Genomic DNA, 24,172 nt, shown 5'->3' on the forward strand with positions numbered 1-24,172 from the left:
CCCATAGCGAAGGGCCCACGGAGCGGTCGTGGCAACAACCGGTCGTCAAACGCTCGACTGAGGGTAACTCAGCGTGCGGCTCAGTATCTGTCGGTCACCGCGCAGCTCCGAGTGGTCCACCTCGACCGCCCACTGCTCACCGGACAGCGTCACGGTCATCGCGCCGTTGCCGAACCACGGGCCGTGCGCGAGCCGCCAGTCCGCCGCAACATCGCGGACGCCGGCCGATCGCGCGAGTCGATGCAGCAGCCACGTCATCCAGCGTGCGTCGAGCAGGTGGTTCGCCCAGCGCACGTGCCGCGGCACCGGGTTCCGGAACGGCGACATCGTCAGCTGCCGGATCGCCGTCCCAGGATGCTCGACGGCGCGCAGCGAGGCCTCAGCGACGTAGCTGCAGTGCACGTCCCCGGACAGCATCAAGATGGACGCCGGTGGGTCCTCAACGCTCACCAGCTCGGCCAATAGCTCGGTCACATCGTCGAACGACCTCCGGAACGACGCCCAGTGCTCCAGATCCATCCCCTGCCGGATCCGCTCGCCGACCCGCGCGCCGCGCGGCCCCCAGGCGCCGGAGGAGATGGCCTCGTCCCAGCCCTCCAGGTGATGCAGGCCCGGCGCGAGCAGGAACGGCAGCGTGGACGCGAGCAGCAGGTGATGGATCGGCCGGTTCGCCTCCAGCGTCACCTTCCGCACCCAGGCCCATTCGTGCGCGTCGACCATGGCCCGCTCGCCTGGCTCCAGATGCCGTGAACACCGCGAGTCCACCGCAAGCAGCCGGACGCCGCGCGCCGCCGAGCCGAAGTCGCGGTAGAAGCTCCACCTCGTCGACGCCGGGTCCTCGTCGGCGGTCCAGGCGAAGCTGTCCAGGTACGCCGTCCGTTCGTCGTCGTCCTCGATCGCCAGCATCGCCCGGTACGTCGCATCCTGGTCGAGCTGCTCGGGCGACAGGTTGCCGAGGTGCTGGTAGACCCAGTACGACGCGTACGCGCCGACGACCCGGTCCCGCCACCAGGGCTGCGCGGTGACCCAGCGCCGCCAGGTCAGCGAGGTGTTCCAGTCGTCACGCAGGTCGTGGTCGTCGAGCAGCATGCACAGCGGCACCGTCGAGAACAGCCACCGGACGGCGGGCTCGAGCCACGCGTCGTCGTACAGCCAGGTGTACTCCTCGAAGTTGCCGATCTCGTCAGCCACCTCGGAGCCCTGCCGCCCGCCATGCGCCTCACGCAGCTGTGCGAGGACGGCGTCCGACGGGTCGTCGGCGTACACCTGATCACCCAGCAGCAGGAGCGCATCGGGCAGCTCGTCCAGCCCGCCCGCGAGCGCGACCAACGCATCCGGCCCGAACCGCTTGAACCCCTCCGCGTCGAACGGCGCCGACCGCCGGCACGACCCGAACGTCACCCGAAACGTCCCGTCCGCCCGCGGCGTCCGAATCACACTCGGCCCGAACTCCGACTCCGCCAGCGGCCACACCACCTCGCCGTCCAGCCGCACCTCGTATGCCGTCTCACTGTCCGGCGCCAACCCCTCGACCCGCACCAACGCGTAGTGATGCCCATGCACCGACCAAGTCCGCGCCTCGTACCCCAACACCTCGACCGTCCCCGGCCCACTCGTCTCCACCCAAACCGTCGCCCGCGTCTCATCCACGTACCGCAACAACGGTCCCAACCGGAGCTCCATGGCGGAAAACTACAAGCTCAGTCCAAGCGCAGCGAATGGAGGACGAAGGAGGCTAGTTCTCGGTAGGCCTCGGCGTCGTTGAGGCCGGTGCGGCGGGCTATGTCGCCGCGCTGGATGGCTTGCATGGTGTGGGCGATCATCTCGGCGGCGAAGGCGATGTCGACCTGGCGGAAGGTTTTGCTGTTGATGCCGTCCTCGATGAGGGTGCGGACGCGGTCGGCGGCGATGCGGGTGTTGCGCTCGTAGACGGAGCGGGCGGGGGCGAAGGTGGCGACGTCGTCCAGGAAGGTGCGGCTGGCCGGGCGGAGGGCGTCGGCGACGGCGTTCAGGTAGGCGGCGATCCGGCGGTCGTGGCGGGTCTGGCGGGCGACCGCGGACTCGACCTGGGCGGTCGCGTTCTTGAAGTAGTGCTTGACCACCTCGACGGCCAGCTGCTCCTTGCTCGGGGCGAGCGCGTAGAGGGTGGTCTTGCTGCAGCGCAGCTCGGCGGCCAGGTCGTCGAGGGTGAAGCGGCTGAACCCCTGTTCGAGAAACAGCGACAGCAGGCGGTCGAGAAGTTCCGCCTGCCTGCGCGTTCGGCGCCCCGGGACGACTGTTGTCATATCGAGACAGCATAGAACGATACTGGGGTCTAGTCGTCAGTATCATTCCTGGTATCGTTCTCGCAGCCGTTGAGAGGGGTGCCTGATGGCTGTCGATCGTCTCCTGCCGACCGAGGAATCCACTGACCTGCTCGCGCTGGTCCGCGACCTGTGCGCGCACGAGCTCGCGCCGTACGCCGCCAAGGCGGAAGAGACCGAGTCGTTCCCGCGCGACGCCTTCCGCACGCTCGGGAAGGCCGGCCTGCTCGGCCTGCCCTACCTGGAGCAGTACGGCGGCGCCGAGCAGCCGTACGAGGTGTATCTGCAGATGCTCGAGGAGATCGCGTCCGCCTGGATGTCGGTCGGGGTCGGGCTCTCGGTGCACACGATGACCAGCTACGCCCTGGCCACCTTCGGGACGGACGAGCAGAAGTCCCGCCTGCTGCCCGGCATGATCGGCGGCGAGTTGCTCGGGGCGTACGCGCTGTCCGAGCCGCAGGCCGGCTCCGACATCACCGCGATGACGACGAAGGCCGTCCGGGATGGCGACGAGTACGTCCTCACCGGGACGAAGGCCTGGATCAGCCACGGCTCGCAGGCCGACTTCTACACGACCTTCGCGCGGACGTCGGACGATCCGAAACACGGTATCTCCGCGTTCCACGTCCCCGCTCCGATCGCCGGGCTGAGCTTCGGCGCGCCCGAGCGGAAGATGGGGATGACGGGGTCGACGACCACGCTGGTCAACTACGACGGCGTCCGCGTCGCCGCCGCGAACCTGATCGGCGCCGAGGGCGACGGGATGCGGATCGCGCTGTCCGCGCTGGACTCCGGCCGGCTCGGGATCGCCGCCTGCGCGGTCGGCCTGGCGCAGGCCGCGCTCGACGTCGCGACGGCGTACGCGAAGGAGCGCGAGCAGTTCGGGCGCGCGATCGCGGACTTCCAGGGCATCCAGTTCCTGCTCGCCGACATGGCCGCGACGGTCGAGTCCGGCCGGGCGACGTACCTGCACGCGGCCCGCCGCCGCGACCTCGGCCGCGGCTTCACCCGCGAGGCCGCGATCGCCAAACTGGTCTGCACCGACGGCGCGATGAAGGTCGCGACGGACGCCGTCCAGGTGCTCGGCGGCTACGGTTACACGCGCGAGTTCCCCGCCGAGCGCTACATGCGCGAGGCGAAGGTGACCCAGATCTTCGAAGGAACCAACCAGATCCAGCGGCTCGTCATCAGCCGCGACCTGCTAGGTGGTGTGGATCGCCGGCTGCTTGGCACCGGCGGCGCCCAGGCGGGCACATCGCGGCGTTAGAGGAGATGCCACGATGAACACCGCATCGAGGCACCTCCTCTGCCTTGCGCTGCACCCACCTGAACACCGCCGGCACTCAAGCATCCGACAATCCACACCACCAGGGAGTGCTTCATGAAGTTTGGCCCGACCGATGTCGCGCTCGTCACCGGCGGTGGTTCCGGGCTCGGCGAGGCGACGGTACGGCGGTTGGCCGCGGACGGGCTCGGCGTCGTGATCGTCGACCTGCCGTCATCCGCGGGCAAGGCGCTCGCGGAGGAGCTGGGCGACCGGGTCGTCTTCGCCCCGGCCGACGTGACCGACGAGGCCGCCGTCGCCGCCGCTCTGGATGCCGCGGCCGCCCTCGGCGACCTGCGCGTCGTCGTCACCTGCGCCGGTATCGCCACCCCCGGCCGGGTCGTCGGCCGCAAGGGCCCGTTGCCCTTGGCAACCTTCCGGCAGGTGATCGAGGTCAACCTGATCGGCACCTTCAACGTCGTCCGCCTGGCCGCCGAGCGCATGCTCACCCTGGACGCCGCCCCCGACGGCGACCGCGGCGTCATCGTCATGACGGCGTCCATCGCCGCGTACGACGGCCAGATCGGCCAGGCCGCCTACGCCGCCAGCAAGGGCGGCATCGTCGGCCTCACCCTCACCGCCGCCCGCGACCTCGCCGACAAGGCCATCCGCGTCGTGACCATCGCCCCCGGCACCATGGAAACCCCCATGCTCGCCGGCCTCCCCGAGGAAACCCGCGAGCAGCTCGGCCAGGTCATCCCGTACCCCTCCCGCCTGGGCAAACCCGCCGAGTACGCCGCCCTCGTCACCCACATCCTCGACAACCAACTCCTCAACGGCGAGGTCATCAGGCTGGACGGCGCCCTCCGCATGCCCCCGCGCTAACGCTTCGGCGGGGTGGTCGGGCCGGCCGGGTCATGCCACTGGCTCGGGTCGAACGGCCGATGCGCACCGCTCTGCAGAGCTCGGACGCCGGGGAGTTGGTTGACGACGCATGGGTCGTAGGAGAAGCGACCGGTCCAGCTCTTCGAGCCGGAGAAGAGCGTGACGACAAAGGTTCGAGCGCCTTTGTCGGCACAGCTGGGTTTCGGAGACGAAGGCTGAAGGTACGCCTCCAGCGCGAGCGAGCGGTCGAGCTGTGCGGCCTGTCTTGGTGAAACCTGTGACGAGGCCACGAGCTTGCCGTTGTAGTACTCGCACACGCTCGCGCGGTCGGCCGGATCGCTCGACGGCAGACTGGTGCGGAGCGTGTCCTTCGGCGTGCAACCGTAGGCATCGGCGCCAGTGATCGGTCGAGCCGTATCCATGATCTGCTGCCGCTGCTTGTCGGTCGGCGCGAGCACACTGACTTTCGTGCCACCGACCAACCGGGTCTCCTCGGACCAGCCGTCGTCGTACCGCTTCACCCCGGGCGCCTGAACGTCGTCGAACCAGACGTACGGCTGCCGTTGTGATGGCGGGAGGAACGCTACCGAGCAGGTGTACCGCTGCCGGTCCTGCCAGTCGTACAGCCGCCCGACCACCGGCTTGTTGTCCTTCATGAACGTGCACGGCGCCGGACCGGCGATGTAGTTCGTCCAGCCGACAGGCACCTGGACGGTCGCCGTCTTGTACGACTCCCACCGCCAACCGGCCTTGGCCGGGCCGACCTGTGCCACCACAGGCTCGCTGCGGAGGGTATTGGCGGCAGTGAAGGTGGTGGCGACGGCGGCTGCGGCCAGTACGGCGGCGCCCACGGCTCGGCCGGTGCTACGGCGGCGCCGACGGCCGTGGAAGCGCGTCAGCAACCCGTGGTCGGACGGCGCGTCGGCCGCGTGGCGGGTGAGGCTCTCCGCGACCTGCTGTTCGGAAACGTCCATCAGCGGTTGACCTCCTCGGTCAGCGTTTCGCGCAGGCTGGCCAGCGCGCGGTGGATCTGGGAGCGGACGGTGGCGGCTGAGCAGTCGAGGATGACGGCGATGTCGGCGTCCGGCAGATCCTCGTAGTAGCGCAGTACGACGGCAGCCCGCTGTTTGGTCGGCAGCGTCGCGCACAACGCCCAGACGGCGTCCTGCTCGGCCTGCGCCGACGCGTGGTCCGGCGTACTGCGTTCCGCCGTCTGCTCGACCGGCGTCTCGCGCCGGAAGAACCGCCGCCAGCGGGAGATGTCGGCGTTCACGATCGAACGCCGTACGTACGCCTCGGGGTCGCCGTCGCGGCTGATCTGCCGCCAGCGCGAGTACGTCGACAGCAGCGCGTCCTGCACCGCCTCCTCGGCCCGCGCGTGGTCGCGCGTCACCAAGTAGGCGAAGCGCAGCAACGCCGCACCCCGCTGGGTGACCCACTCGTCGAACTCAGGCCGTTCCATACCTGACAACACGCCGGACGGACGCCGGACGTTGCATCCGGCCTACGGGTTGTCGGGGACCGTCGGCAGCGCGAGCTTCTCGTCGGGCTTCGCGCTCAACACGTCCTCGACGTACGAGCGGGCCGCCTCCATGGTGTCGACCTCGTGACCGGCCTGCTCGGACAGGAACCAGCGGTGCTCGAGGACCTCGTGGAAGACCTCGGCGGGCTCGAGTTTGCGGTTCAGGTTCCGCGGGACCGAGCGGACGACGGGTTCGAAGACGTCGGTCAGCCACTGGTGGGCGACGATCTCCTCGTCCTCGTTCTGCTGGTCGGTGGCGGCGGCGTACGAGTCCAGGTCGTTGAGCAGCCGGCGGGCCTGGTTCTCCTCGACGTCCAGGCCGGTCAGGCGGATCAGCCGGCGGGTGTGGTGACCGGCGTCCACCACCTTGGGCTGGATGCGGACCTGGCTGCCGTCCCAGTCGGTGATGATGTCGATCTCGGCGACGTCGAAGCCGAGCTCGTTGAGCCGGCGGATCCGGGAGTCCAGCCGGTGCATCTCGTCGGTGGCGAACTCCTCGGGCGCGGTCAGCTCGGCCCAGAGCGCTTCGTACCGGTCCTGGATCGACTGGACGATTTCCTGCGGGTCGAGCGACTCGTCGAGCAGGCCGCCCTCCTGCAGGTCGAGCAGCTCGCCGAACAGGTTGATCTCGGCGGTGTAGAGGTCGTGCGCGCGCTGGCCGCTGGAGATCTCCTGGTGCAGCTCGCCGGTCTCGGCGTCCACCAGGTACGCCGCGAACGCGCCGGCGTCCCGGCGGAACAGAGTGTTGGACAGCGAGCAGTCGCCCCAGAAGAAGCCGAGCAGGTGCAGCCGGACGATCAGCGCGACCAGCGCGTCGATCAGCCGGTTGACCGTGTCGGGGCGCAGCGTGCTGGAGAACAGCGCCCGGTACGGCAGGGAGAACTGCAGGTGCCGGGTGATCAGGATCGAGTCGATCGGCTCGCCGTTGCGGTCGACGCGGTCGGTGATGACGCCGACCGGCTCGACGGACGGCGACTCCAGCCGCTCCAGGTCGCGGAGCAGCCGGTATTCGTGCAGCGCGAGGTGCTCCAGTACCTCCTTGATCGCGTACACCGTCCCGTTGACGCGGACGAAGCGGACGACGTGCCGCGAGATACCCCGCGGCAGCGCGACCAGCTGCTCCTCGGGCCAGTCCTCCAGCGGGATGTCCCACGGAAGCGACAGCAGACCGGTGTCCGGACGAGTGGCGACGAATCGAGGCACGCCCCCAGTCTGTCAGCAAGCTGACCCCTCAGGCAGCTGATTCCACCCAACGTAAGCCGGTGCAAGAATTTGCGTAGACGGGCGTATTGTTTGCGTCATGACTCGACGACTTGCAGAGGTGGCCAAGAAGGTCGGCGTCAGTGAGGCGACCGTCAGTCGCGTGCTGAACGGCAAGCCCGGGGTGTCCGAGGCGACCCGCGAGGCGGTGCTCACCGCGCTCGACGTGCTCGGGTACGAGCGTCCGACGCAGTTGCGCGGGGATCGCGCGCGGCTGGTCGGCCTGGTCCTGCCGGAGTTGCAGAACCCGATCTTCCCGGCGTTCGCGGAGGTCGTCGGGGGAGCGCTGGCGCAGCAAGGTTTCACCTCCTTGCTCTGCACCCGGACGGTCGGCGGCGTCTCCGAGGCGGACTACGTCGACCTGCTCCTGCAGCAGCAGGTCTCCGGGGTGGTTTTCGCCGGCGGGTTCTACTCGCAGGCGGATGCGCCGCACGGTCACTACGAGCTGATCCAGGAACGGAAGCTGCCGACCGTGCTGGTCAACGCGGCCGTCGACCACCTCGGCTTCCCGCAGGTCTCGTCCGACGACCACGTCGCCGCGGAGATGGCGATCGGCCACTTGCGCACGCTCGGCCACCGCCGGATCGGCATGGTGCTCGGCCCGCGCGACCACATCCCGTCGCGGCGCAAACTCGACGCCTTCCTCGCCTCCGACGAAGCGGATCCGAAGCTCGTCGAGCACACCATGTTCTCCCTCGAAGGCGGTCATGCCGCGGCCACCCGGCTGGTCGCCGCCGGTGTCACCGGCATCGTCTGCGCCAGCGACATCCTGGCCCTCGGCGTCATCCGCGCCGTCCGCCGCGCGGGTCTCGACGTCCCCGGCGACGTCTCGGTGATCGGGTACGACGACTCCGCGATGATGAACTGCACCGACCCGCCGCTCACCACCGTCCGCCAGCCCATCGACGCCATGGGCCGGGCCGCCGTCGAGATGCTGATGGCCCTGATCGAACGCGCCGCCGTCCCCGCCGACGAACTCCTCTTCGAGCCCGAGCTCGTCGTCCGCGCCTCCACTGCCCGGCCGCGCAACTAGCTACCGCCGGTAACGCCCCGCTCACGCAGGTGAGTGGGGCGTTTCTGCGTCCAGGCGTGACCACATGTTGAACTAAGTCACGTTTTTGCAATCTTCTCTTGAAGTCTTGCGCCCATGTGTCGACAACCCTACGGTGTGGCGCAGAGTCGAGGGAGAGGGTTGAAGATGACTACAAGGCGCCGCGGGCTCAGCCTGTTGCTGGTGGCGGGACTCGGGCTGGTGGCCGCGTCCTGTGGCTCGGGGGACGACAAGCCGGGGGCCCAGGGCTCCGGTGGAGCGGACGGCAAGGTGACCATCACGGTCGGCTGCCAGCCGCCGAAGAGCAATCCGAAGGAGCGGGAGGGCTGGGACGCCGACGTCGCCGCGTTCCAGAAGCTGCACCCGAACATCACCGTCGAGAGCAAGGATGCGTTCCCCTGTATCAACCCGGACACCTTCCAGGCGAAGCTGGCCGGCGGTACCCAGGAGGACGTCTTCTACGTCTACTACACCGACGTCCAGAAGATCATCAAGGCCCGGCAGGCCGCTGACATCAGCCAGTACGTCGGCGACGTCAAGGCCGCCAAGGACCTGCGCCCCGACGTCCAGGGCGTGTTCAAGGACGGCGACAAGACCTACGGCCTGCCGCGGAACAACTACAACATGGGCCTGGTCTACAACCGCAAGCTCTTCACCCAGGCCGGCCTGAACCCGGACGCCCCGCCGAAGACCTGGGCCGAGGTCCAGGAGGCCGCGAAGAAGATCGCCGGGCTCGGCGCCGGGTACACCGGCTTCGGTGAGTACTCCGCCGGTAACACCGGCGGCTGGCACTTCGCCGCCTCGCTGTACGCGCGCGGCGGGTCGATGGTCGGCGACGACGGCAAGACCGCCGCTTTCAACAGCCCCGAGGGCAAGGCGGTGCTGGAGAACCTGAAGAAGATGCGTTGGGACGACAACTCCATGGGCAGCAAGCAGCTGCTGCAGTGGGAGGACCTGATGCGGATGATGGGTTCGGGCAAGCTCGGCATGATGATCGGCGCGCCGGACGTCGTCCAGTCGGTGAACAACGACTTCCAGGGCAAGTTCGAGGACTACGGCGTGACCGCGGTCCCGGAGTCCGAGGGCAAGTCGTCGCTGAGCGGCGGCGACGGGTACATGTTCAACCCGAAGGCGTCGCCGGAGAAGATCAAGGCCGGCCTGCTGTGGCTGGAGTTCCACGAGCTGACGCCGGGGCAGGGGCAGTTCAACTACGCCCGCGCCAAGGAGCAGGGCCGCCCGGTCGGCCTGCCGATCCCGGACCTGTACGGCGATTCCGCCCCGGGTAAGGAAATTGTTGCCCTGCGCAAGCAGTTCGCCACCGTTCCGGTCGACCACTTCACGCCGTACGTGACCGCGCAGTCGACGATCACCAACAAGCTCGAGCCGCCGAAGGCGCAGGAGCTGTACGCCGTCCTGGACGTCGCGATGTCCGCGGTGCTGACCCGCAAGGACGCCGATATCGACAAACTCCTCGGCGACGCGGAGTCCAAGGCCAACAAGATCCTGGCGAAGAACACGTAATGACTGTCACCCAAGAGCGGGTACGCCGTCCTCAGAACCTGAGGGCGGCGGGCCCGCGCCCGGGCGAGGACCGGCGCGGCGCACTCCGGCGCGCGGTCGGCCGGAACCTGACCGCGTACGGGTTCCTCTGCGGGGCGCTGATCTGTTTCGCCTTGTTCTCCTGGTATCCGATGGTTCGCGAGGTGATCCTGAGCTTCCAGGAGAACAACTTCGTCGACCCCGGGAAGTGGGTCGGTTTCGACAACTTCCGGACCGTCATCGAGGACCCGGCGTTCCGCTCGGCCTGGCTGAACACCGCGGTCTTCAGCGGCCTGGCGCTCATCATCGGGTACGCCGTCCCGTTCGTGCTGGCCGTCGTCCTGAACGAGCTCAAACACGCCGTGGGCTACCTGCGCTTCGTCGTGTACCTCCCGGTGATGCTGCCGCCGGCCGTCGCCGTCCTGCTGTTCAAGTGGTTCTACGATCCGGGCGCCGGCCTGTTCAACCAGGTGCTGGGCGGCCTCGGCATCCCGCCGCTCGCCTGGCTGGACTCGACCAGCACGGCGCTCGTCAGCCTGGTCCTGGTGTCGACCTGGATGAATCTCGGCACCGGCACGCTCATCTACCTGGCCGCGCTGCAGTCCATCCCCGGCGAGCTGTACGAGTCCGCCGAGCTGGACGGCGCCGGCCTGTTCCGTCGCGTCCTGCACGTGACGATCCCGCAGACCAAGCTGATCCTGCTGGTGATGCTGCTCCTGCAGGTCGTCGCGACCATGCAGGTCTTCATCGAGCCGTACCTGCTGACCGGCGGCGGCCCGGAGAACGCGACCGTCACGGTCGCCTACCTGATGTACCAGTACGCGTTCAACTTCGGTGACTTCGGCGGCGGCAGCGCGCTCGGCCTGATGCTGATGATCGTGCTGATGGTCTTCTCCACCATCTACCTGCGGGTCTCCCGGGAGGCGGAGCGATGAGAACCCTGGTCTCCCCACTGGCCCTGCGGACGCCGCTGGGGCGCACGCTCTACTGGACGACGCTCGTCGTCGTGGTGATCGGATTCACCGGCGCGTTCGTGTTCCCGCTGTACTGGATGATCACCGGCGCGCTCAAGTCACCGGACGAGCTGGCGCAGATCCCGCCGAGCTTCTTCCCGCAGAACTTCGACTTCGGCGTCTACCTGGATGCCTGGGAGCAGCTCCAGCTCGGTGTCTTCCTGAAGAACACCGCCCTGTACGCCGGGGGCGCGTGGCTGCTCACCCTGGCGGTCGACGTCAGTGCGGCGTACGCGTTGTCGAAACTCCGCCCGGTGCTCGGGAAGCTGGTGCTGGGCGCGATGCTGGCGACGCTGATGATCCCGCCGATGGTGCTACTGCTGCCGACGTACCTGGTCGCGAAGGACCTGCCGCTGCTGCACTGGGACCTGCTGAACACCCCGTGGGCGATCTGGTTGCCGGCGGCAGCGAACGGCTTCTTCGTCTTCCTGCTCAAGCGGTTCTTCGACTCGATCCCACGGGAGCTGCTCGAAGCCGCCGAGATCGACGGCGCCTCGCCGCTGCGGATCCTCTGGTCGATCATCCTGCCGATCTCCCGCCCGATCCTCGGCGTCGTCTCGATCCTGTCCGTGGTCACGGTCTGGAAGGACTTCGTCTGGCCGCTGCTCGTCCTGCCCGAGACCGACAAGATGTCGATCAGCGTCGGGATCGCCTCGCTGTCCGCGCAGATGCCGCAGAACGTCCTGATCGCCTCCCTGGTCATCGCCAGCCTGCCCACGATCATCGTCTTCTTCATTTTCCAGCGCAGCATCATGGCCGGCCTCACCGCCGGATCCCTCAAAGGTTAAGGAGCTTCGATGGCAGCCGTTTGGTGGCGAGGTGCCGCGATCTACCAGGTGTACCTGCGGAGTTTTGCGGACGGGAACGGGGACGGGATCGGGGATCTGGCCGGGTTGCGGGCGAAGTTGCCGTATCTGGCCGAGTTGGGGGTGGACGCGATCTGGCTGAACCCCTGGTATCCGTCGCCGATGGCCGACGGCGGGTACGACGTCGCGGACTACCGGGCGATCGAGCCGGCCTTCGGCGACCTGGCCGAGGCCGAGGCGTACATCGCCGAGGCGCACGCGCTGAACATCCGCACCATCATCGACATCGTCCCGAACCACGGCTCCGACCAGCAGGACTGGTTCGTCCAGGCCCTGCAGGCGAAACCGGGGACGCCGGAGCGCGAGCGGTTCATCTTCCGCCCGGGCCGCGGTGACCGGCCGCCGAACGACTGGCAGTCGATCTTCGCCGGGCCGGCCTGGACGCAGGTCCCGGACGGGGAGTGGTACCTGCACCTGTTCGCGCCCGAGCAGCCCGACTTCAACTGGCGCAACCCGGAGGTGGTCGAGGAGTTCCACGACATCCTCCGGTTCTGGCTGGACCGCGGCGTCGACGGCATCCGGATCGACAGCGCCGCCGTCCTGTTCAAGGATCTGGACAGTGTTGAGGAGTCCTACACCGACCACGACGAGGTGCACGACGTGTATCGCGGCTGGCGCCGGATCACCGACACCTACGACGGCCGGTTCCTGGTCGGCGAGATGTGGATGCCGGACCAGGAGCGCTTCGCGCTCTACCTGCGCCCGGACGAGATGCACACCGCCTTCAACTTCGACTTCCTGTCCCGCCCGTGGGACGCCGAGGAGCTGAAGGCCTCGATCGACCTCACGCTCGCGACTCACATCCCGATCGGCGCGCCGCCGACCTGGGTGCTGTCGAACCACGACGTCACCCGTCCGGTCACGAAGTACGGCCGTCCGGACACGTCGTTCTCGCACCAGGACCGCAAACACGGGATGCCGACCGACCTGCTCCTCGGCGAGCGCCGGGCCCGCGCCGCGGCCCTGCTGGCGATGGCGCTGCCCGGCGCCGTCTACGTCTACCAAGGTGAAGAGCTCGGCCTGCCCGAGGTCGAGGACCTTCCCGACGCCCTCCTGCAGGACCCGATCTTCGCCCGCTCCAACGGCACCGACCGCGGCCGTGACGGTTGCCGCGTCCCGCTCCCGTGGTCCGGTCAGGAGCCGCCGTTCGGTTTCGGAGCCGGTACGCCGTGGCTCCCGCAGCCCGTCGACTGGAAGAACCTCACTGTCGAGTCCCAGCAGGCCGACCAGAACTCGATGCTCGCCCTGTACCGCAACGGCCTCCGGCTCCGTCGCCACCACCTGGGCGACGGATCCCTGACCTGGCTCGAGTCGCAGCCCGGCGTCCTCGCCTTCCGCCGCGACTCGGGCCTGGTCAGCACCACCAACCTGACCGACGCCCCGGTCGAGCTCCCCGGCACGCTCCTGTTGTCCAGCAACCCACTGGACGGCGGCCTCCTGCCGCCCGACACGACGGCCTGGACCCGCTAGCGATCGACGTCAGTCCGTCGGTGCCGCGAAGACGACCCGCAGGTGGTCGTTGAACGTCACCGACGGATCGGCGTCCCGCAGCTTCAGATAGTCCGCGAACCTGAGCTGCTCCCGCATCGAGCGCCCACTCCGGACGGCGGCAATCTGCCGCTGTTCCGTGGCGTGAATCGCCTCGGCCAGCTCGAACAGCTGCGGCACGCGATCAGCCGGCACGAAGATGACGCCGTCGTCATCCCCGAGGACGACGTCATCACTCGTCACCGTCCAGTCGCCGATCGGCGCCCTGGTCAACGCGTCAGCCGGCACCGCATCCAGCCGCAGCGGAGCACTCGGCATCCCGCCCAAACTGAAGACCGGCAACCCCACCGACCGCAACCCAGCCGTATCCCGGTGCAGCCCCCAGATCACGATCCCCGCCAGCCCGGCGCCCTGCCCCTCAATCGCGACCAGGTCCCCAACACACCCCTCATCGAGCCGCCCCTCATTACCGACGACCATCACATCCCCAGGCTGCGCCGCTTCATAAGCCTCGAGGAAAATATCGACGCTCCCCACATGCTGAACCGGTAACACCCGCCCAGCAACCCGCTCCCCGACCACCGCCGTCAGCGACAGATTCCGCACCGGCACCCCTGACCGCAAACAAGCATCCGCCATGTTCGCCGTCGTGAAGTTCGCGAACCGTTCCAGCATCCCAAGCACTCCCCAGGTCGTAGCGATGTTCTGCCCTTTCGACAGCCCACCCCTACGACCTGTGACAGCGCCGCCTAGCCGCCGAGGGGTTTGAAGGTTCGGAGGCGGAGGCTGTTGGAGACGACGAAGACGGAGCTGAGAGCCATGGCGGCGCCGGCGAGCATGGGGTTGAGGAGGCCGGCGGCGGCCAGGGGGAGTGCGGCCACGTTGTAGGCGAAGGCCCAGAAGAGGTTGCCGCGGATGGTTCGGAGGGTGCTGCGGGACAGGCGGATGGCGTCGGCGGCGGCTCGTAGGTCGCCGCGGACCAGGGTCAGGTCGCTGGCTTCGATGGCGACGTCGGTGCCGGTGCCCATGCTGAGGCCGAGGTCGGCTTGGGCGAGGGCGGCGGCGTCGTTGACGCCGTCGCCGACCATGGCAACGACGCGGCCTTCGGCTTGGAGCTGTTTGATCGCGTCGACTTTGCCGGCCGGTAGGACTTCGGCGATCACCTCGTCGATGCCGACCTCGGCGGCGACCTTCTGCGCGACGGCCTCGTTGTCGCCGGTCAGCAGGACCGGCCGCAGGCCGAGCGCTTTCAGGTCCTTGATCGCCTGTACGGACGTCGGTTTGACCGTGTCGGCGATGACCAGGACCGCACGGGCCTCCCCGTCCCAGCCGACGGCGACCGCCGTACTACCCTCGGCCTCCGCGTGCTCCTTGGCGTGCGCCAGCTCCTCGGGGAGGTGCTGGCTCCAGTCGGCCAGCAGCTGCGTGCGGCCGACCAGGACGGCGTGACCGTCGACAATCCCTTGTACACCAAGGCCTGCGACGTTTCCGAAGTCCTCGACGTCGGGCAGCTTGCCGGCCTCGAGCGCGGCCCGGGCGACCGCCTGGGCGATCGGGTGCTCACTGGAGTGCTCCAGCGCCCCCGCCAGTCGCAGCACCTCGGCCCGCTCCTGGCCCGGCGCGAGCAGGACGTCGACCAGCTCCATCCGGCCCGTCGTGACCGTGCCGGTCTTGTCGAGCACGACCGTGTCGACCTTGCGCGTCGACTCCAGCACCTCCGGCCCCTTGATCAGGATGCCGAGCTGGGCGCCGCGGCCGGTGCCGACCAGCAGCGCGGTCGGTGTGGCCAGCCCGAGCGCACACGGGCAGGCGATGATCAGAACGGCGACCGCCGCGGTGAACGCGACCTCCACCGGCGACCCGTTGCCCAGCCAGAAGCCGAGTGTCGCCAGCGCCAGCCCGATCACGATCGGGACGAAGACCCCGGACACCTGGTCCGCGAGCCGCTGGACGGCGGCCTTCCCGTTCTGGGCGTCCTCGACCAGCCGAGCCATCTGCGCGAGCTGGGTGTCCGAGCCGACCCGCGTCGCCCGGACGACGAGCCGGCCGCCCGCGTTCACGGTCGCGCCGACGACGGCGTCCCCGGCGCCGACCTCGATCGGGACCGACTCGCCGGTCAGCATGGACGCGTCGATCGCGCTGCTCCCGGTGACGATGACGCCGTCGGTGGCGATCTTCTCGCCCGGCCGGACGACGAACTCGTCGCCGACGACGAGCTGCTCGGCAGGGATCCGCGTCTCGGCGCCGTCGCGCAGGACGGCGACGTCCTTCGCGCCGAGCTCCAGCAGCGCGCGCAGCGCGGCGCCCGACCGGCGCTTGGCGCGGGCCTCGAAGTACCGGCCGGCCAGGATGAACGTCGTCACGCCGGCCGCGACCTCGAGGTAGATCTCCTCGGCGCCGCCGCCGCGGGACGGGATCAGCGTGAACGGCATCTTCATCCCCGGCTCGCCGGCCGAGCCCAGGAACAGCGCGTACAGCGACCAGCCGAAGGCGCTGATCACGCCGAGCGAGATCAGCGTGTCCATCGTGGCGGCGCCGTGCCGCAGGTTCGTCCAGGCGGCCTTGTGGAACGGCCAGGCCGCCCACGTCACCACCGGGAACGCCAGCGTCAGCGAGGCCCACTGCCAGAAGTCGAACTGCAGCGCCGGGATCATCCCGAACGCGATCACCGGGACGGCGAGCACAATGCTGGTGATCAGCCGGTGGCGCAGCGGCCGCAGCTCGTCGATCGCCACCTCGTTGCTATCGGCAACCTCAACGACCGGGAGCGACGCGGTGTAACCGGTCTGCTCGACGGTCGCGACCAGGTCGTCGGTGCTGATCCCTTCGGCGTACGTCACCTTGGCCTTCTCGGTGGCGTAGTTGACGGTCGCGGTGACGCCGTCCATCCGGTTCAGCTTCTTCTCCACGCGGGCGGCGCAGGACGCGCACGTCATCCCGCCGATGACCAGCTCCACCGAGTGGCTCATTTGTGCTCCGTCCCCTCATCGTGGCTGTGCGGCTCGGTCTCGGTCGGCAGTGCGGCCGGCGGGACGATCGTCTTGCCGTCGGTGCCGACGTCCACGGTGAACTCGGCCGTGTGGACGGCGCCCGCGTGCTGGAAGTCCAGGAACAGGCGGTACGTGCCCGCGGTCGGGAACGTCGTGCCGAACTTGATCTCCGGCCCGCCCTTCATCCCGACCTCCGCATGCTGGGTCGGATGGTTGTGCAGGTAAGCGAGATCGCCGCTGCGCAACGAGACCAGATGCCCGAAGGCGCCCAGGTACGGCTGCAGATCGGTGACCGGCTTACCGCCGCTGCTGACCTTGAACGTCAGCTCGGACTCCTTGCCCGCGACCGGCGTACCGGCCAGGGTGACGTCGTACGCGTGCACGCTGTAGCTGCTGGCCGGATCGTTCAGCGGGACGGGGATGTAGAGCCCGGAGACGTTCACATCCGTGCCCAGCGTGAGCGTCCGATCGAGACCGGCCGGCTGGAAGTCGGCGTACAACCGCCAGGCCCCACCGGCGGTGAAGCTGAACGGGATCGACCAGGTGCCACCGGCGTCCCGCGTCGGGTGGATGTGATGGAAGCCGGACAGATCCCGCCGGACGACGATCAGGTGCAACTCCTTCTCGTGGGTCGGCGTGTAGCCGGTGACCGGCTTCCCGTCCGGGCCCTTGATCTGGAAGCGCAGCACGGTCTTGCTGTTCGCGGTGAAGAACGTCGTCTCCGGCGCGAACGTGTAGCCGGCGTCGGACACCGCGAGCCCGGGCAGCTGCCCACCCGACGCACTGTGTCCGTCGCCGTGCCCGCCGCCCATCTCGCTCATCTCGCTGGCGGGTTTTTCCGGAGCGGCCGCCGCGATCGGGTCGACGTTCGTGCCGATCGCGAACGCCGCCCCGAAGGCCAGCGCGAGCGCACCGGCGAACGCGCCGAGCCGGAGCGCGACGGCCCGGCTCATGACGCCGCCAGCTCGTAGCCGGCCTCGTCGACGGCCGCGCGGACGGCGGCGTCGTCGAGCGTGGCCGCGCTCGTCACGTGGACGGCGGAGGTGCCGCCGGCGTTCAGGTCGATGGCGACCTCGGTGACGCCGTCCAGCTTGCTGAGCTCCTCGGTGACGGCGGACGTGCAGTGACCGCAGGTCATACCGTTGACGGAGTAGGTGGTGGTGGCCATATCGGGCTCCTTCAGGGTGGGTTAGCTACGGACCAGGCGGGCGATCGCGTCGGAGGCTTCGCGGACCTTCTCCTCCGCCTCCGCGCCGCCCTTCTGCGCGGCCTCGACCACGCAGTGCGACAGGTGTTCGTCGAGCAGCTCCAGCGAGAACGACTGCAGCGCCTTCGTGGCCGCCGACACCTGGGTCAGGATGTCGATGCAGTACTTGTCCTCCTCGACCATCCGCTGCAGGCCGCGGATCTGCCCCTCGATCCGGCGCAGCCGCTTCAGATGGCTGGATTTCTCCGAGGTGTAGCCATGGACGTGGTCGTCGCTCATTGGACAGCCCCTCTCTACCCCCATGGGGTATGTCGACACGCAAAAAGTACCCCCTCTGGGTATAGGAAGCAAATACCAAGAGGGGGTATGTGATCAGAGTCCCAGTTCGGTCAGCCCAGGGTGGTCGTCCGGTCGCGGTCCGGGAGCGTCCCAGTGGAACAGCCGGTCGGCCTCGTCGATCAACTGGTCGTTGATACTCGCGCGCCGGACCCGCATCAGGCCGTGTTCGTCGAACTCCCAGTTCTCGTTCCCGTGCGAGCGGTACCACTGGCCGGCGGTGTCCCGGCACTCGTAGACGAAGCGGACGGCGATCCGGTCGCCGGTGTAGGCCCACAGCTCCTTGATCAGCCGGTAGTCCAGCTCCCGGGCCCATTTCCGGGTGAGGAACTCGACGACCTCGGCGCGGCCGTTGACGAAGGTGTCCCGGTTCCGCCAGAAGGTGTCCGGCGTGTAGGCCAGCGACACCGCCTCCGGATCCTGTTTGTTCCAGGCGTTCTCCGCGGCCCGGACCTTCTGGACGGCGCTCGCTTCGGTGAACGGCGGGAACGGGGGTCGAGCATTCACGACGGACTCCTCTAATCGTCGACAGTATCCATTCAACATTGGACCACACTGCCGGGCGGGTTCGGTGCGAGGATGTGCCTTCGAACGAGAGGGGTGGCATGCCTGACCTGGCGATCAGTACGCGCGGGCTGCGCAAGACGTACCGGACGCGACGCGGCCGGACGGTGGTGGCGGTCCAGGGCCTCGACCTGGACGTACCGGTCGGAGGCGTGCACGGCTTCCTCGGACCGAACGGATCCGGGAAGACGACGTCGATCCGGATGCTGCTCGGCCTGATCCGGGCCGACGCCGGCACGATGACGGTCTTCGACCGGCCGGTCCCGGCGCAGCTGCCGGCGGTGGTCGGGCGGATCGGCGCGATCGTCGAGTCGCCGAAGTTCTTCCCGGCGTTCACCGGACGCCGCAACCTCGAGCTGCTCGCGGGCGCCATCGGCGCGCCGCCGGAGCGGGTCGGTGAGGTGCTCGAGCAGACGTCGCTGGCCGAGCGCGGCAAGGACAAGTTCAAGGGCTACTCGCTGGGTATGAAGCAGCGGCTGGCGATCGCGGCCACCCTGCTCAAGGACCCGGACCTGCTGATCTTCGACGAGCCGACCAACGGGCTCGACCCGGCCGGTATCCGGGAGATCCGCGAGACCATGCGCAGTCTCGGCGACCAGGGCAAGACCGTGCTGGTCAGCAGCCACATCCTGGCCGAGGTCGAGCAGGTCGCCGACACCGTTTCGATCATCGGGCACGGGCGGCTGCTGGCCGCCGGCACGGTGGCCGAGGTGATCGGCGGCGGGACGGCGGCCACCGTCAAGATCGGGGTGGCCGACCGGGAGGCGGCGGCCCGGGTGCTGGCCGCGGCCGGCGTCGCCGTCCGGGCCGATGGCAACTATCTGCTCGTCGACGGGGTGGAGCGGCCGGCCGAGCTGACCAAGTTGCTGGCCGACCAGCAGCTGTACGTGCACGAGCTGGTCCAGGTCCGCGCCGATCTGGAGTCGGTGTTCCTGGAGCTGACCGCAGGGGAGGGGCTGGCATGATCCGGCTGACCGGAGTGGAGCTCCGCCGACTGACCTGGCGCCGGATCACGGCGATCGGCGTGGTCGGGATCTTCCTGATCACGACGTTCATGCTGTTCGTGACGTGGCGGGAGGCGCGGCCGCTGTCCGAAGGTGAGCAGCGGGCGGCCCGATCGCAGTTCGAGATGGCCCATCGGGACTGGGTGGCCAACGCCGAGCGGAACGAGGCCGACTGCCGGGCGGGCTACGACCCGGCGTCCAGCGGCGGGATGTCGGTCGACGAGATGTGCGAGTGGCGTGAGCCCAAGCTCGAGGACTTCGGCAAACCGCAGGCGGTCTTCCAGCGGGTCGCCACGAATCTGCTGCAGGGCGCGTCGTACCTGTTGCTGTTCGTCGCGTTCCTGATCGGGGCGAGTTTCGTCGCGGCCGAGTTCAGCACCGGCGCGATCGGGAACTGGCTGACCTTCGAACCCCGGCGGCTGCGGGTCTACGGCAGCAAGATGCTCGCGGCCGGGGCGTGGTTCGTCCCGCTCGGGATCGTGGTCACCGGCGTCCTGGTCCTCGGCTCGTACCTGATCGCCGCGCGGCTCGGCAGCACCGCGGGGTCGGACTGGGGTGACGTCGTCGGCACGGCCGCGCGCGTGGTCACGACCACCGCGATCGGCGCCGTCCTGGGCGGGGTCGTGGGGCTGCTGCTGCGGCACACCGCGGCCGCGATCGGGCTCGTGATGGGCTACATCGTGCTGGTCGAGGGGATCTTCACGAGCTTCCTGCAGAACGCGCAGCCGTGGCTGCTCGCCAAGAACTTCGATGCCTTCGTGCTGCACGACACGACGTACTACCTGAACAAGTGCTCGACGCGGGCCGATGGCAACTACCTGTGCGACACCGTCGAGAAGACGCTCACCCTCGAGCACGGCGCCTGGTACCTCGGCGTCCTCACGCTGGTCGCCGTCGTCGTCGGCGGGCTGATCTTCCAGCGCCGCGACGTGAACTGATCCGGACAGCAGAAGGCCCGGGTGGACGAACCACCCGGGCCTTCGCGCGTCGTGCGGCGGATCAGGCCGTCAGGCGCTCCTCGGTCGAGGCCGAGAACAGGTGCAGCTTGTCCGGCTGCGCCTCGAGGTGGATCAGCGAGCCCTTCTCGACGTTCATCCGGGCGCCGATCTTGGCCACGATCTGCTGGTGGTTGCCGTCGTGCTCGGCGGTGCCGTAGAGGAACGCGTCCGCGCCGAGCTCCTCGATCACGGCGACCTTCACCGGCAGGCCGGTGTCGGAGACCTTGAAGGCCTCCGGACGGACGCCGACGGTCACGGTCTTGTCGCTACCCGTCTTGCCGAGCACGTCGCGCTCGATCGGGATGACGTAGTCGCCCAGCTTGGCGCCGCCGTCGACCAGGTCCGCGGTCAGCAGGTTCATGGCCGGGGAGCCGATGAAGCCGGCGACGAACTTGTTCTTCGGGCGGTCGTACAGGTTCAGCGGGGTGTCGACCTGCTGGAGCAGACCGTCCTTGAGGACGGCGACCCGGTCGCCCATCGTCATGGCCTCGACCTGGTCGTGGGTGACGTAGACGGTGGTGACGCCGAGGCGCTGCTGCAGCTCGGCGATCTGGGTGCGGGTCTGGACCCGGAGCTTGGCGTCGAGGTTCGACAGCGGCTCGTCCATCAGGAAGACCTGCGGGTTACGCACGATCGCGCGGCCCATGGCGACGCGCTGGCGCTGACCACCGGACAGGGCCTTCGGCTTGCGGTCCAGGTACTCCTCCAGGCCGAGCAGCTTGGCGGCCTCCTGGACGCGCTTGGCGCGGTCCTCCTTGGAGACGCCCTGCATCTTCAGCGCGAAGCCCATGTTGTCCGCGACCGTCATGTGCGGGTACAGCGCGTAGTTCTGGAAGACCATCGCGATGTCGCGCTCTTTCGGCGGCCGGTGCGTGACGTCGCGGTCGCCGATGTAGATCGAGCCCTCGTTGACCTCTTCGAGGCCGGCCAGCATCCGCAGGCTGGTGGACTTACCACAGCCGGACGGGCCGACCAGAACCATGAACTCGCCGTCCTCGATCTCGAGGTTCAGCTTGTCGACGGCGGGAGTGTCGCCACCGGGGTAGATCCGGGTGGCGGCCTTGAAAGAAACCGTAGCCATGACTGAGTACATCCCTTCACCGGCAGGAACGTGCCGGACGATCCGAGTAAAGGCCCCCGGGCGGGGGTGGGCCAATCCTCACCCGGCACGCTGCTCCTGACAAGGGATGTGTCCTGTGACGTTCACTCCCCGGACACCTGGCTGCAAGATCTTGCAGCATCTTGCTGCAATGTCAACGGGCGGTGGGTAAGGTTCCGCGCGTGAGTAGCAGAGCCAGGTTGGCCGATATCGCGGCCAAGGCGGGGGTCAGTGAGGCGACGGTCTCGCGGGTGCTGAACGGCAAACCGGGGGTCGCGGAGGACACCAAACAGTCGGTGCTGACCGCGCTCGACGTCCTCGGGTTCGAACGGCCGACGCGGTTGCGGCGCCGCTCGGCGGGGCTGATCGGGCTCGTGATGCCGGAGCTGCTCAACCCGATCTTCCCGGCGTTCGCGCAGATCATCGAGTCGGCGCTGTCCCAGCGCGGCTTCACGCCGGTGCTCTGCACGCAGTCCCCGGCGGGTGCGACCGAGGAGGAGTACGTCGAGATGCTGCTCGAGCGCGGCGTCTCCGGGATCATCTTCGTCTCCGGCCTGCACGCCGACACCGGCGCCGACCACGAGCGCTACCAGGCCCTGGTCGAGCGCAACCTGCCCGTCGTCTTCGTGAACGGCTGGCTGCCCGAGGTCTCGGCGCCGTTCGTCTCCTCCGACGACAACGCCGCCATGGAGCTGGCCGTCTCACACCTGGTCGCCCTCGGGCACCGCCGGATCGGCTTCGCCTCCGGGCCCGAGCGCTTCCTCGTCGTCCAGCGCAAACTGGCCGGTTACCGCACGATCATGAAGGCCCAGCTCGGCGCGACCGACGACGACCTCGACCCGCTGATCGCGTTGTCGATGTTCGGCGTCGAGGGCGGCCAGGCTGCCGCCCAGCAGCTCCTCGACGCCGGCGTCACCGCGGTCGTCTGCGGCTCCGACATGATGGCCCTCGGTGTCATCCGGGCCGCCCGGCAGCGCGGCCTCGCCGTCCCGGCGGACTTGTCCGTGGTCGGGTATGACGACTCCCCGATGATGGAGTTCACCGATCCGCCGATGACCACGATCCGCCAGCCCGTCCAGGCGATGGGGCTGGCCGCCGTCCAATCGCTGCTCGAAGAGGTTCGCGGCCATGCGACTCCGCGGACGGAGTTCCTCTTCCGCCCCGAGCTGGTGGTGCGGAACACCACCGGCCCGGCGCGGTAGCTCTCAGGAGCCGTGCAGGTCGGTCCAGAACTGCAGATGGTGCTCGGCGACGTAGTCGACCGGGCCGATCGCGTCTGGCTCCAAGGACTGGACGTACGGCACACGCGGCCAGCTCGGTAGGCCCGGGCGGTTGGGGTTGCCGGTGTGCGCGAAGCGGGTCCAGTACCGGATCATCTGGTCGGCCAGGTGACGCTGGGCGGCGGTGAAACGCGGGGTCTCGCCGGCAATCTCGTACAGGTACATCAGCTCCGCGCCGTGGTAGGCGCCGTACGGGAACGGCCCGGGCGGCATCGAGCCGAACAGCGGCGCGTCCCGATCGGCGAACTCGAAGGCGTACGTCGGCACCCGCTGGGCCAGGATTCGCTGGGCGTTCCGGGTCGTGTGCGCCCAGACGCGGTCCGTGCTCAGGTCGGCGTACCGCTGACCGTTGTCATTGGCAACGGCCGGGTACTCGCGGAGCACCTGGGGAGCGGCTGGTCCGAAGTCCTCCTGGAGCAGTCGGCGGTAGTCCGCGTCGGTGAGCGGATCGGGGACGGCGCCGATCAGTGAGATTCGGGATTCGTCCCGGTTGGCCCCGATCAGCACCGGGACGTGGTGGAATCGGCCGGCTTTCAGGGCGACGGCCGGGTCTTCGGGCAGGGTCGGCGTCCCGAAGGCCGGTCCGAACTCTTTCATCCCGCCGAGTAGCTCCGTGGCCGGTTTCGCGCGCAGGCAGGCGATCGTCCGGCAGTCGAGGTCAGCGGCAAATTTGGTGCCCCGGGCAACCAGTGTGTCGAGGGCCTCGAACGGTGTCAGGCCTTGGCCGGATTCGGCGTACGTCGGCCATTCGGTCAGGCAGGTGCCGCTCTGCATGGCCGCTTGCCGGAACAGGCCTTTCGCGGCCGGCGCGGTGAGGTGGGCGCAGGTGCTCATCGCGCCGGCGGATTCGCCGAACAGCGTGACGTTGGCCGGGTCGCCGCCGAAGGCCGTGGCGTTCCGCTTGACCCACTGGAGTGCGGCCTGCTGGTCTTGCAGGCCGAACGAGCCGGCGCCGTTCAGGCCGGGGTAGCCGAGGAAGCCGAAGACGCCGAGCCGATAGTTCGGCGTCACCACGATGACGTCGCCGGTCGCCGCCATCCGGCGGGCGTCGTAGTCGTTCCCTGCGCCTTGGAAGAAGCCACCGCCGTACAGCCAGAGCATCACCGGGCGCGGGCGGGCGCTCGGCCGGGCTGGGGTCGTGACGTTCAGATAGAGGCAGTCCTCGGACTGCGGGCCCGGGACGGCGTCGTCCGGTGCCTGGAGGCAGTTCTTCGCGGCCTGCCGGGCGTCTCGGATCCCCCGCCACGGCGCCGGCGGCTGTGGCGGGCGCCATCTGTTCACGCCGGTCGGGGGCGCCGCGAACGGTACGCCGCGGAACCGGCGGACGCCGTCCTCCGACGTACCGCGCAAGGCGCCGCTGTCGATCCTGACCACCGGGTCGGGACGCGCGGACGCCGACTGGGCCGCGCCGGCCGGGAGCGCGGGCGTGAGCAGGAGCGTGCTGACGAGGAGGGCGCCGATCGCTCGGATCTTGTGCATGGGGTCGTCCTTCCGTCGAAGTAG

23 protein-coding genes are annotated in these 24,172 nt (G+C 68.9%); 10 read left to right on the plus strand and 13 right to left on the minus strand.

All coding sequences use genetic code 11. The features are described from left to right. Nucleotides 1–45: 45 nt before the first annotated feature. Both ACZ6ZD_RS13100 and ACZ6ZD_RS13105 read right to left on the minus strand, forming a co-directional pair. A complete protein-coding gene (locus tag ACZ6ZD_RS13100; protein WP_465671440.1) occupies nt 46–1,683 on the minus strand; it encodes a DUF7800 domain-containing protein in 1,638 nt (545 codons plus the stop codon). Between the two features lie 17 nt (nt 1,684–1,700). Continuing rightward, on the minus strand, nt 1,701–2,285 hold the full coding sequence (locus tag ACZ6ZD_RS13105; RefSeq protein WP_465671442.1) for a TetR/AcrR family transcriptional regulator: 585 nt from the start codon (nt 2,283–2,285) through the stop codon (nt 1,701–1,703). 85 nt (nt 2,286–2,370) lie between these two features. On the opposite strand from ACZ6ZD_RS13105, the gene ACZ6ZD_RS13110 reads away from it, so the two are divergent. Both ACZ6ZD_RS13110 and ACZ6ZD_RS13115 read left to right on the plus strand, forming a co-directional pair. Continuing rightward, a complete protein-coding gene (locus ACZ6ZD_RS13110) occupies nt 2,371–3,570 on the plus strand; it encodes an acyl-CoA dehydrogenase family protein (RefSeq protein ID WP_465671444.1) in 1,200 nt (399 codons plus the stop codon). 114 nt (nt 3,571–3,684) lie between these two features. Beyond that, nucleotides 3,685–4,452 carry an SDR family NAD(P)-dependent oxidoreductase gene (locus ACZ6ZD_RS13115; RefSeq protein WP_465671446.1) on the plus strand — a complete coding sequence of 256 codons (768 nt, stop codon included), beginning with the start codon at nt 3,685–3,687 and terminating at the stop codon, nt 4,450–4,452. Here the strand turns inward: ACZ6ZD_RS13115 and ACZ6ZD_RS13120 are convergent. Genes ACZ6ZD_RS13120 through ACZ6ZD_RS13130 form a run of 3 tightly spaced genes read right to left on the minus strand, consistent with a single transcriptional unit; the run spans nt 4,449 to nt 7,177 of the window. Further along, entirely contained in the window at nt 4,449–5,426 is a 978-nt protein-coding gene (locus tag ACZ6ZD_RS13120; RefSeq protein ID WP_465671448.1) for a hypothetical protein, read from the minus strand. The genes ACZ6ZD_RS13115 and ACZ6ZD_RS13120 overlap by 4 nt on opposite strands. After that, the gene (locus ACZ6ZD_RS13125) at nt 5,426–5,914 is read right to left on the minus strand and encodes a SigE family RNA polymerase sigma factor (protein ID WP_465671450.1); all 489 of its coding nucleotides are present in this window, start codon (nt 5,912–5,914) and stop codon (nt 5,426–5,428) included. The genes ACZ6ZD_RS13120 and ACZ6ZD_RS13125 overlap by 1 nt, the downstream gene beginning before the upstream one ends. A 42-nt stretch (nt 5,915–5,956) precedes the next feature. After that, a complete protein-coding gene (locus ACZ6ZD_RS13130; RefSeq protein ID WP_465671452.1) occupies nt 5,957–7,177 on the minus strand; it encodes a DUF4032 domain-containing protein in 1,221 nt (406 codons plus the stop codon). Nucleotides 7,178–7,274: 97 nt separating this feature from the next. On the opposite strand from ACZ6ZD_RS13130, the gene ACZ6ZD_RS13135 reads away from it, so the two are divergent. From ACZ6ZD_RS13135 to ACZ6ZD_RS13155, 5 genes are all read left to right on the plus strand, one after another. Further along, complete coding sequence (locus ACZ6ZD_RS13135; RefSeq protein WP_465671454.1) at nt 7,275–8,267, plus strand: LacI family DNA-binding transcriptional regulator; 993 nt, start codon at nt 7,275–7,277, stop codon at nt 8,265–8,267. Between the two features lie 165 nt (nt 8,268–8,432). Continuing rightward, a complete protein-coding gene (locus ACZ6ZD_RS13140; protein ID WP_171675318.1) occupies nt 8,433–9,806 on the plus strand; it encodes an ABC transporter substrate-binding protein in 1,374 nt (457 codons plus the stop codon). Then, entirely contained in the window at nt 9,806–10,759 is a 954-nt protein-coding gene (locus ACZ6ZD_RS13145) for a carbohydrate ABC transporter permease (protein ID WP_465671456.1), read from the plus strand. Before ACZ6ZD_RS13140 ends, ACZ6ZD_RS13145 begins: the two co-directional genes overlap by 1 nt. Then, nucleotides 10,756–11,625 carry a carbohydrate ABC transporter permease gene (locus ACZ6ZD_RS13150; RefSeq protein WP_465671458.1) on the plus strand — a complete coding sequence of 290 codons (870 nt, stop codon included), beginning with the start codon at nt 10,756–10,758 and terminating at the stop codon, nt 11,623–11,625. Before ACZ6ZD_RS13145 ends, ACZ6ZD_RS13150 begins: the two co-directional genes overlap by 4 nt. A 9-nt stretch (nt 11,626–11,634) precedes the next feature. After that, entirely contained in the window at nt 11,635–13,173 is a 1,539-nt protein-coding gene (locus ACZ6ZD_RS13155; RefSeq protein WP_465671460.1) for a glycoside hydrolase family 13 protein, read from the plus strand. 9 nt (nt 13,174–13,182) lie between these two features. Here ACZ6ZD_RS13155 and ACZ6ZD_RS13160 read toward each other — a convergent pair whose 3' ends face one another. From ACZ6ZD_RS13160 to ACZ6ZD_RS13185, 6 genes are all read right to left on the minus strand, one after another. Further along, the gene (locus ACZ6ZD_RS13160) at nt 13,183–13,866 is read right to left on the minus strand and encodes an RraA family protein (protein WP_465671462.1); all 684 of its coding nucleotides are present in this window, start codon (nt 13,864–13,866) and stop codon (nt 13,183–13,185) included. A 74-nt stretch (nt 13,867–13,940) separates the two neighbouring features. Then, on the minus strand, nt 13,941–16,160 hold the full coding sequence (locus ACZ6ZD_RS13165; protein WP_465671464.1) for a heavy metal translocating P-type ATPase: 2,220 nt from the start codon (nt 16,158–16,160) through the stop codon (nt 13,941–13,943). Next, nucleotides 16,157–17,134, minus strand: a complete 978-nt coding sequence (locus ACZ6ZD_RS13170; RefSeq protein WP_465671466.1) for a hypothetical protein — start codon at nt 17,132–17,134, stop codon at nt 16,157–16,159. Before ACZ6ZD_RS13170 ends, ACZ6ZD_RS13165 begins: the two co-directional genes overlap by 4 nt. After that, complete coding sequence (locus tag ACZ6ZD_RS13175; RefSeq protein WP_465671468.1) at nt 17,131–17,349, minus strand: heavy-metal-associated domain-containing protein; 219 nt, start codon at nt 17,347–17,349, stop codon at nt 17,131–17,133. The genes ACZ6ZD_RS13170 and ACZ6ZD_RS13175 overlap by 4 nt, the downstream gene beginning before the upstream one ends. A gap of 21 nt (nt 17,350–17,370) precedes the next feature. Then, complete coding sequence (locus tag ACZ6ZD_RS13180) at nt 17,371–17,667, minus strand: metal-sensitive transcriptional regulator (RefSeq protein ID WP_465671469.1); 297 nt, start codon at nt 17,665–17,667, stop codon at nt 17,371–17,373. A gap of 93 nt (nt 17,668–17,760) precedes the next feature. Beyond that, entirely contained in the window at nt 17,761–18,231 is a 471-nt protein-coding gene (locus tag ACZ6ZD_RS13185; protein ID WP_465671471.1) for a nuclear transport factor 2 family protein, read from the minus strand. Between the two features lie 98 nt (nt 18,232–18,329). On the opposite strand from ACZ6ZD_RS13185, the gene ACZ6ZD_RS13190 reads away from it, so the two are divergent. Then, nucleotides 18,330–19,253, plus strand: a complete 924-nt coding sequence (locus tag ACZ6ZD_RS13190) for an ABC transporter ATP-binding protein (RefSeq protein WP_465671473.1) — start codon at nt 18,330–18,332, stop codon at nt 19,251–19,253. Beyond that, nucleotides 19,250–20,230 (plus strand): ABC transporter permease subunit, encoded by a 981-nt coding sequence (locus ACZ6ZD_RS13195; protein WP_465671474.1) that lies wholly within the window; start codon nt 19,250–19,252, stop codon nt 20,228–20,230. Before ACZ6ZD_RS13190 ends, ACZ6ZD_RS13195 begins: the two co-directional genes overlap by 4 nt. Nucleotides 20,231–20,291: 61 nt before the next feature. Here ACZ6ZD_RS13195 and ACZ6ZD_RS13200 read toward each other — a convergent pair whose 3' ends face one another. Further along, on the minus strand, nt 20,292–21,371 hold the full coding sequence (locus ACZ6ZD_RS13200; RefSeq protein ID WP_465671476.1) for an ABC transporter ATP-binding protein: 1,080 nt from the start codon (nt 21,369–21,371) through the stop codon (nt 20,292–20,294). Between the two features lie 200 nt (nt 21,372–21,571). Between ACZ6ZD_RS13200 and ACZ6ZD_RS13205 the strand changes: the two genes are divergently transcribed. Continuing rightward, complete coding sequence (locus tag ACZ6ZD_RS13205; RefSeq protein ID WP_465671478.1) at nt 21,572–22,591, plus strand: LacI family DNA-binding transcriptional regulator; 1,020 nt, start codon at nt 21,572–21,574, stop codon at nt 22,589–22,591. A gap of 3 nt (nt 22,592–22,594) precedes the next feature. Here ACZ6ZD_RS13205 and ACZ6ZD_RS13210 read toward each other — a convergent pair whose 3' ends face one another. Continuing rightward, nucleotides 22,595–24,148 carry a carboxylesterase/lipase family protein gene (locus ACZ6ZD_RS13210; protein WP_465671480.1) on the minus strand — a complete coding sequence of 518 codons (1,554 nt, stop codon included), beginning with the start codon at nt 24,146–24,148 and terminating at the stop codon, nt 22,595–22,597. Nucleotides 24,149–24,172 lie beyond the last annotated feature (24 nt).

Source organism: Kribbella sp. NPDC104218 (assembly GCF_055584105.1).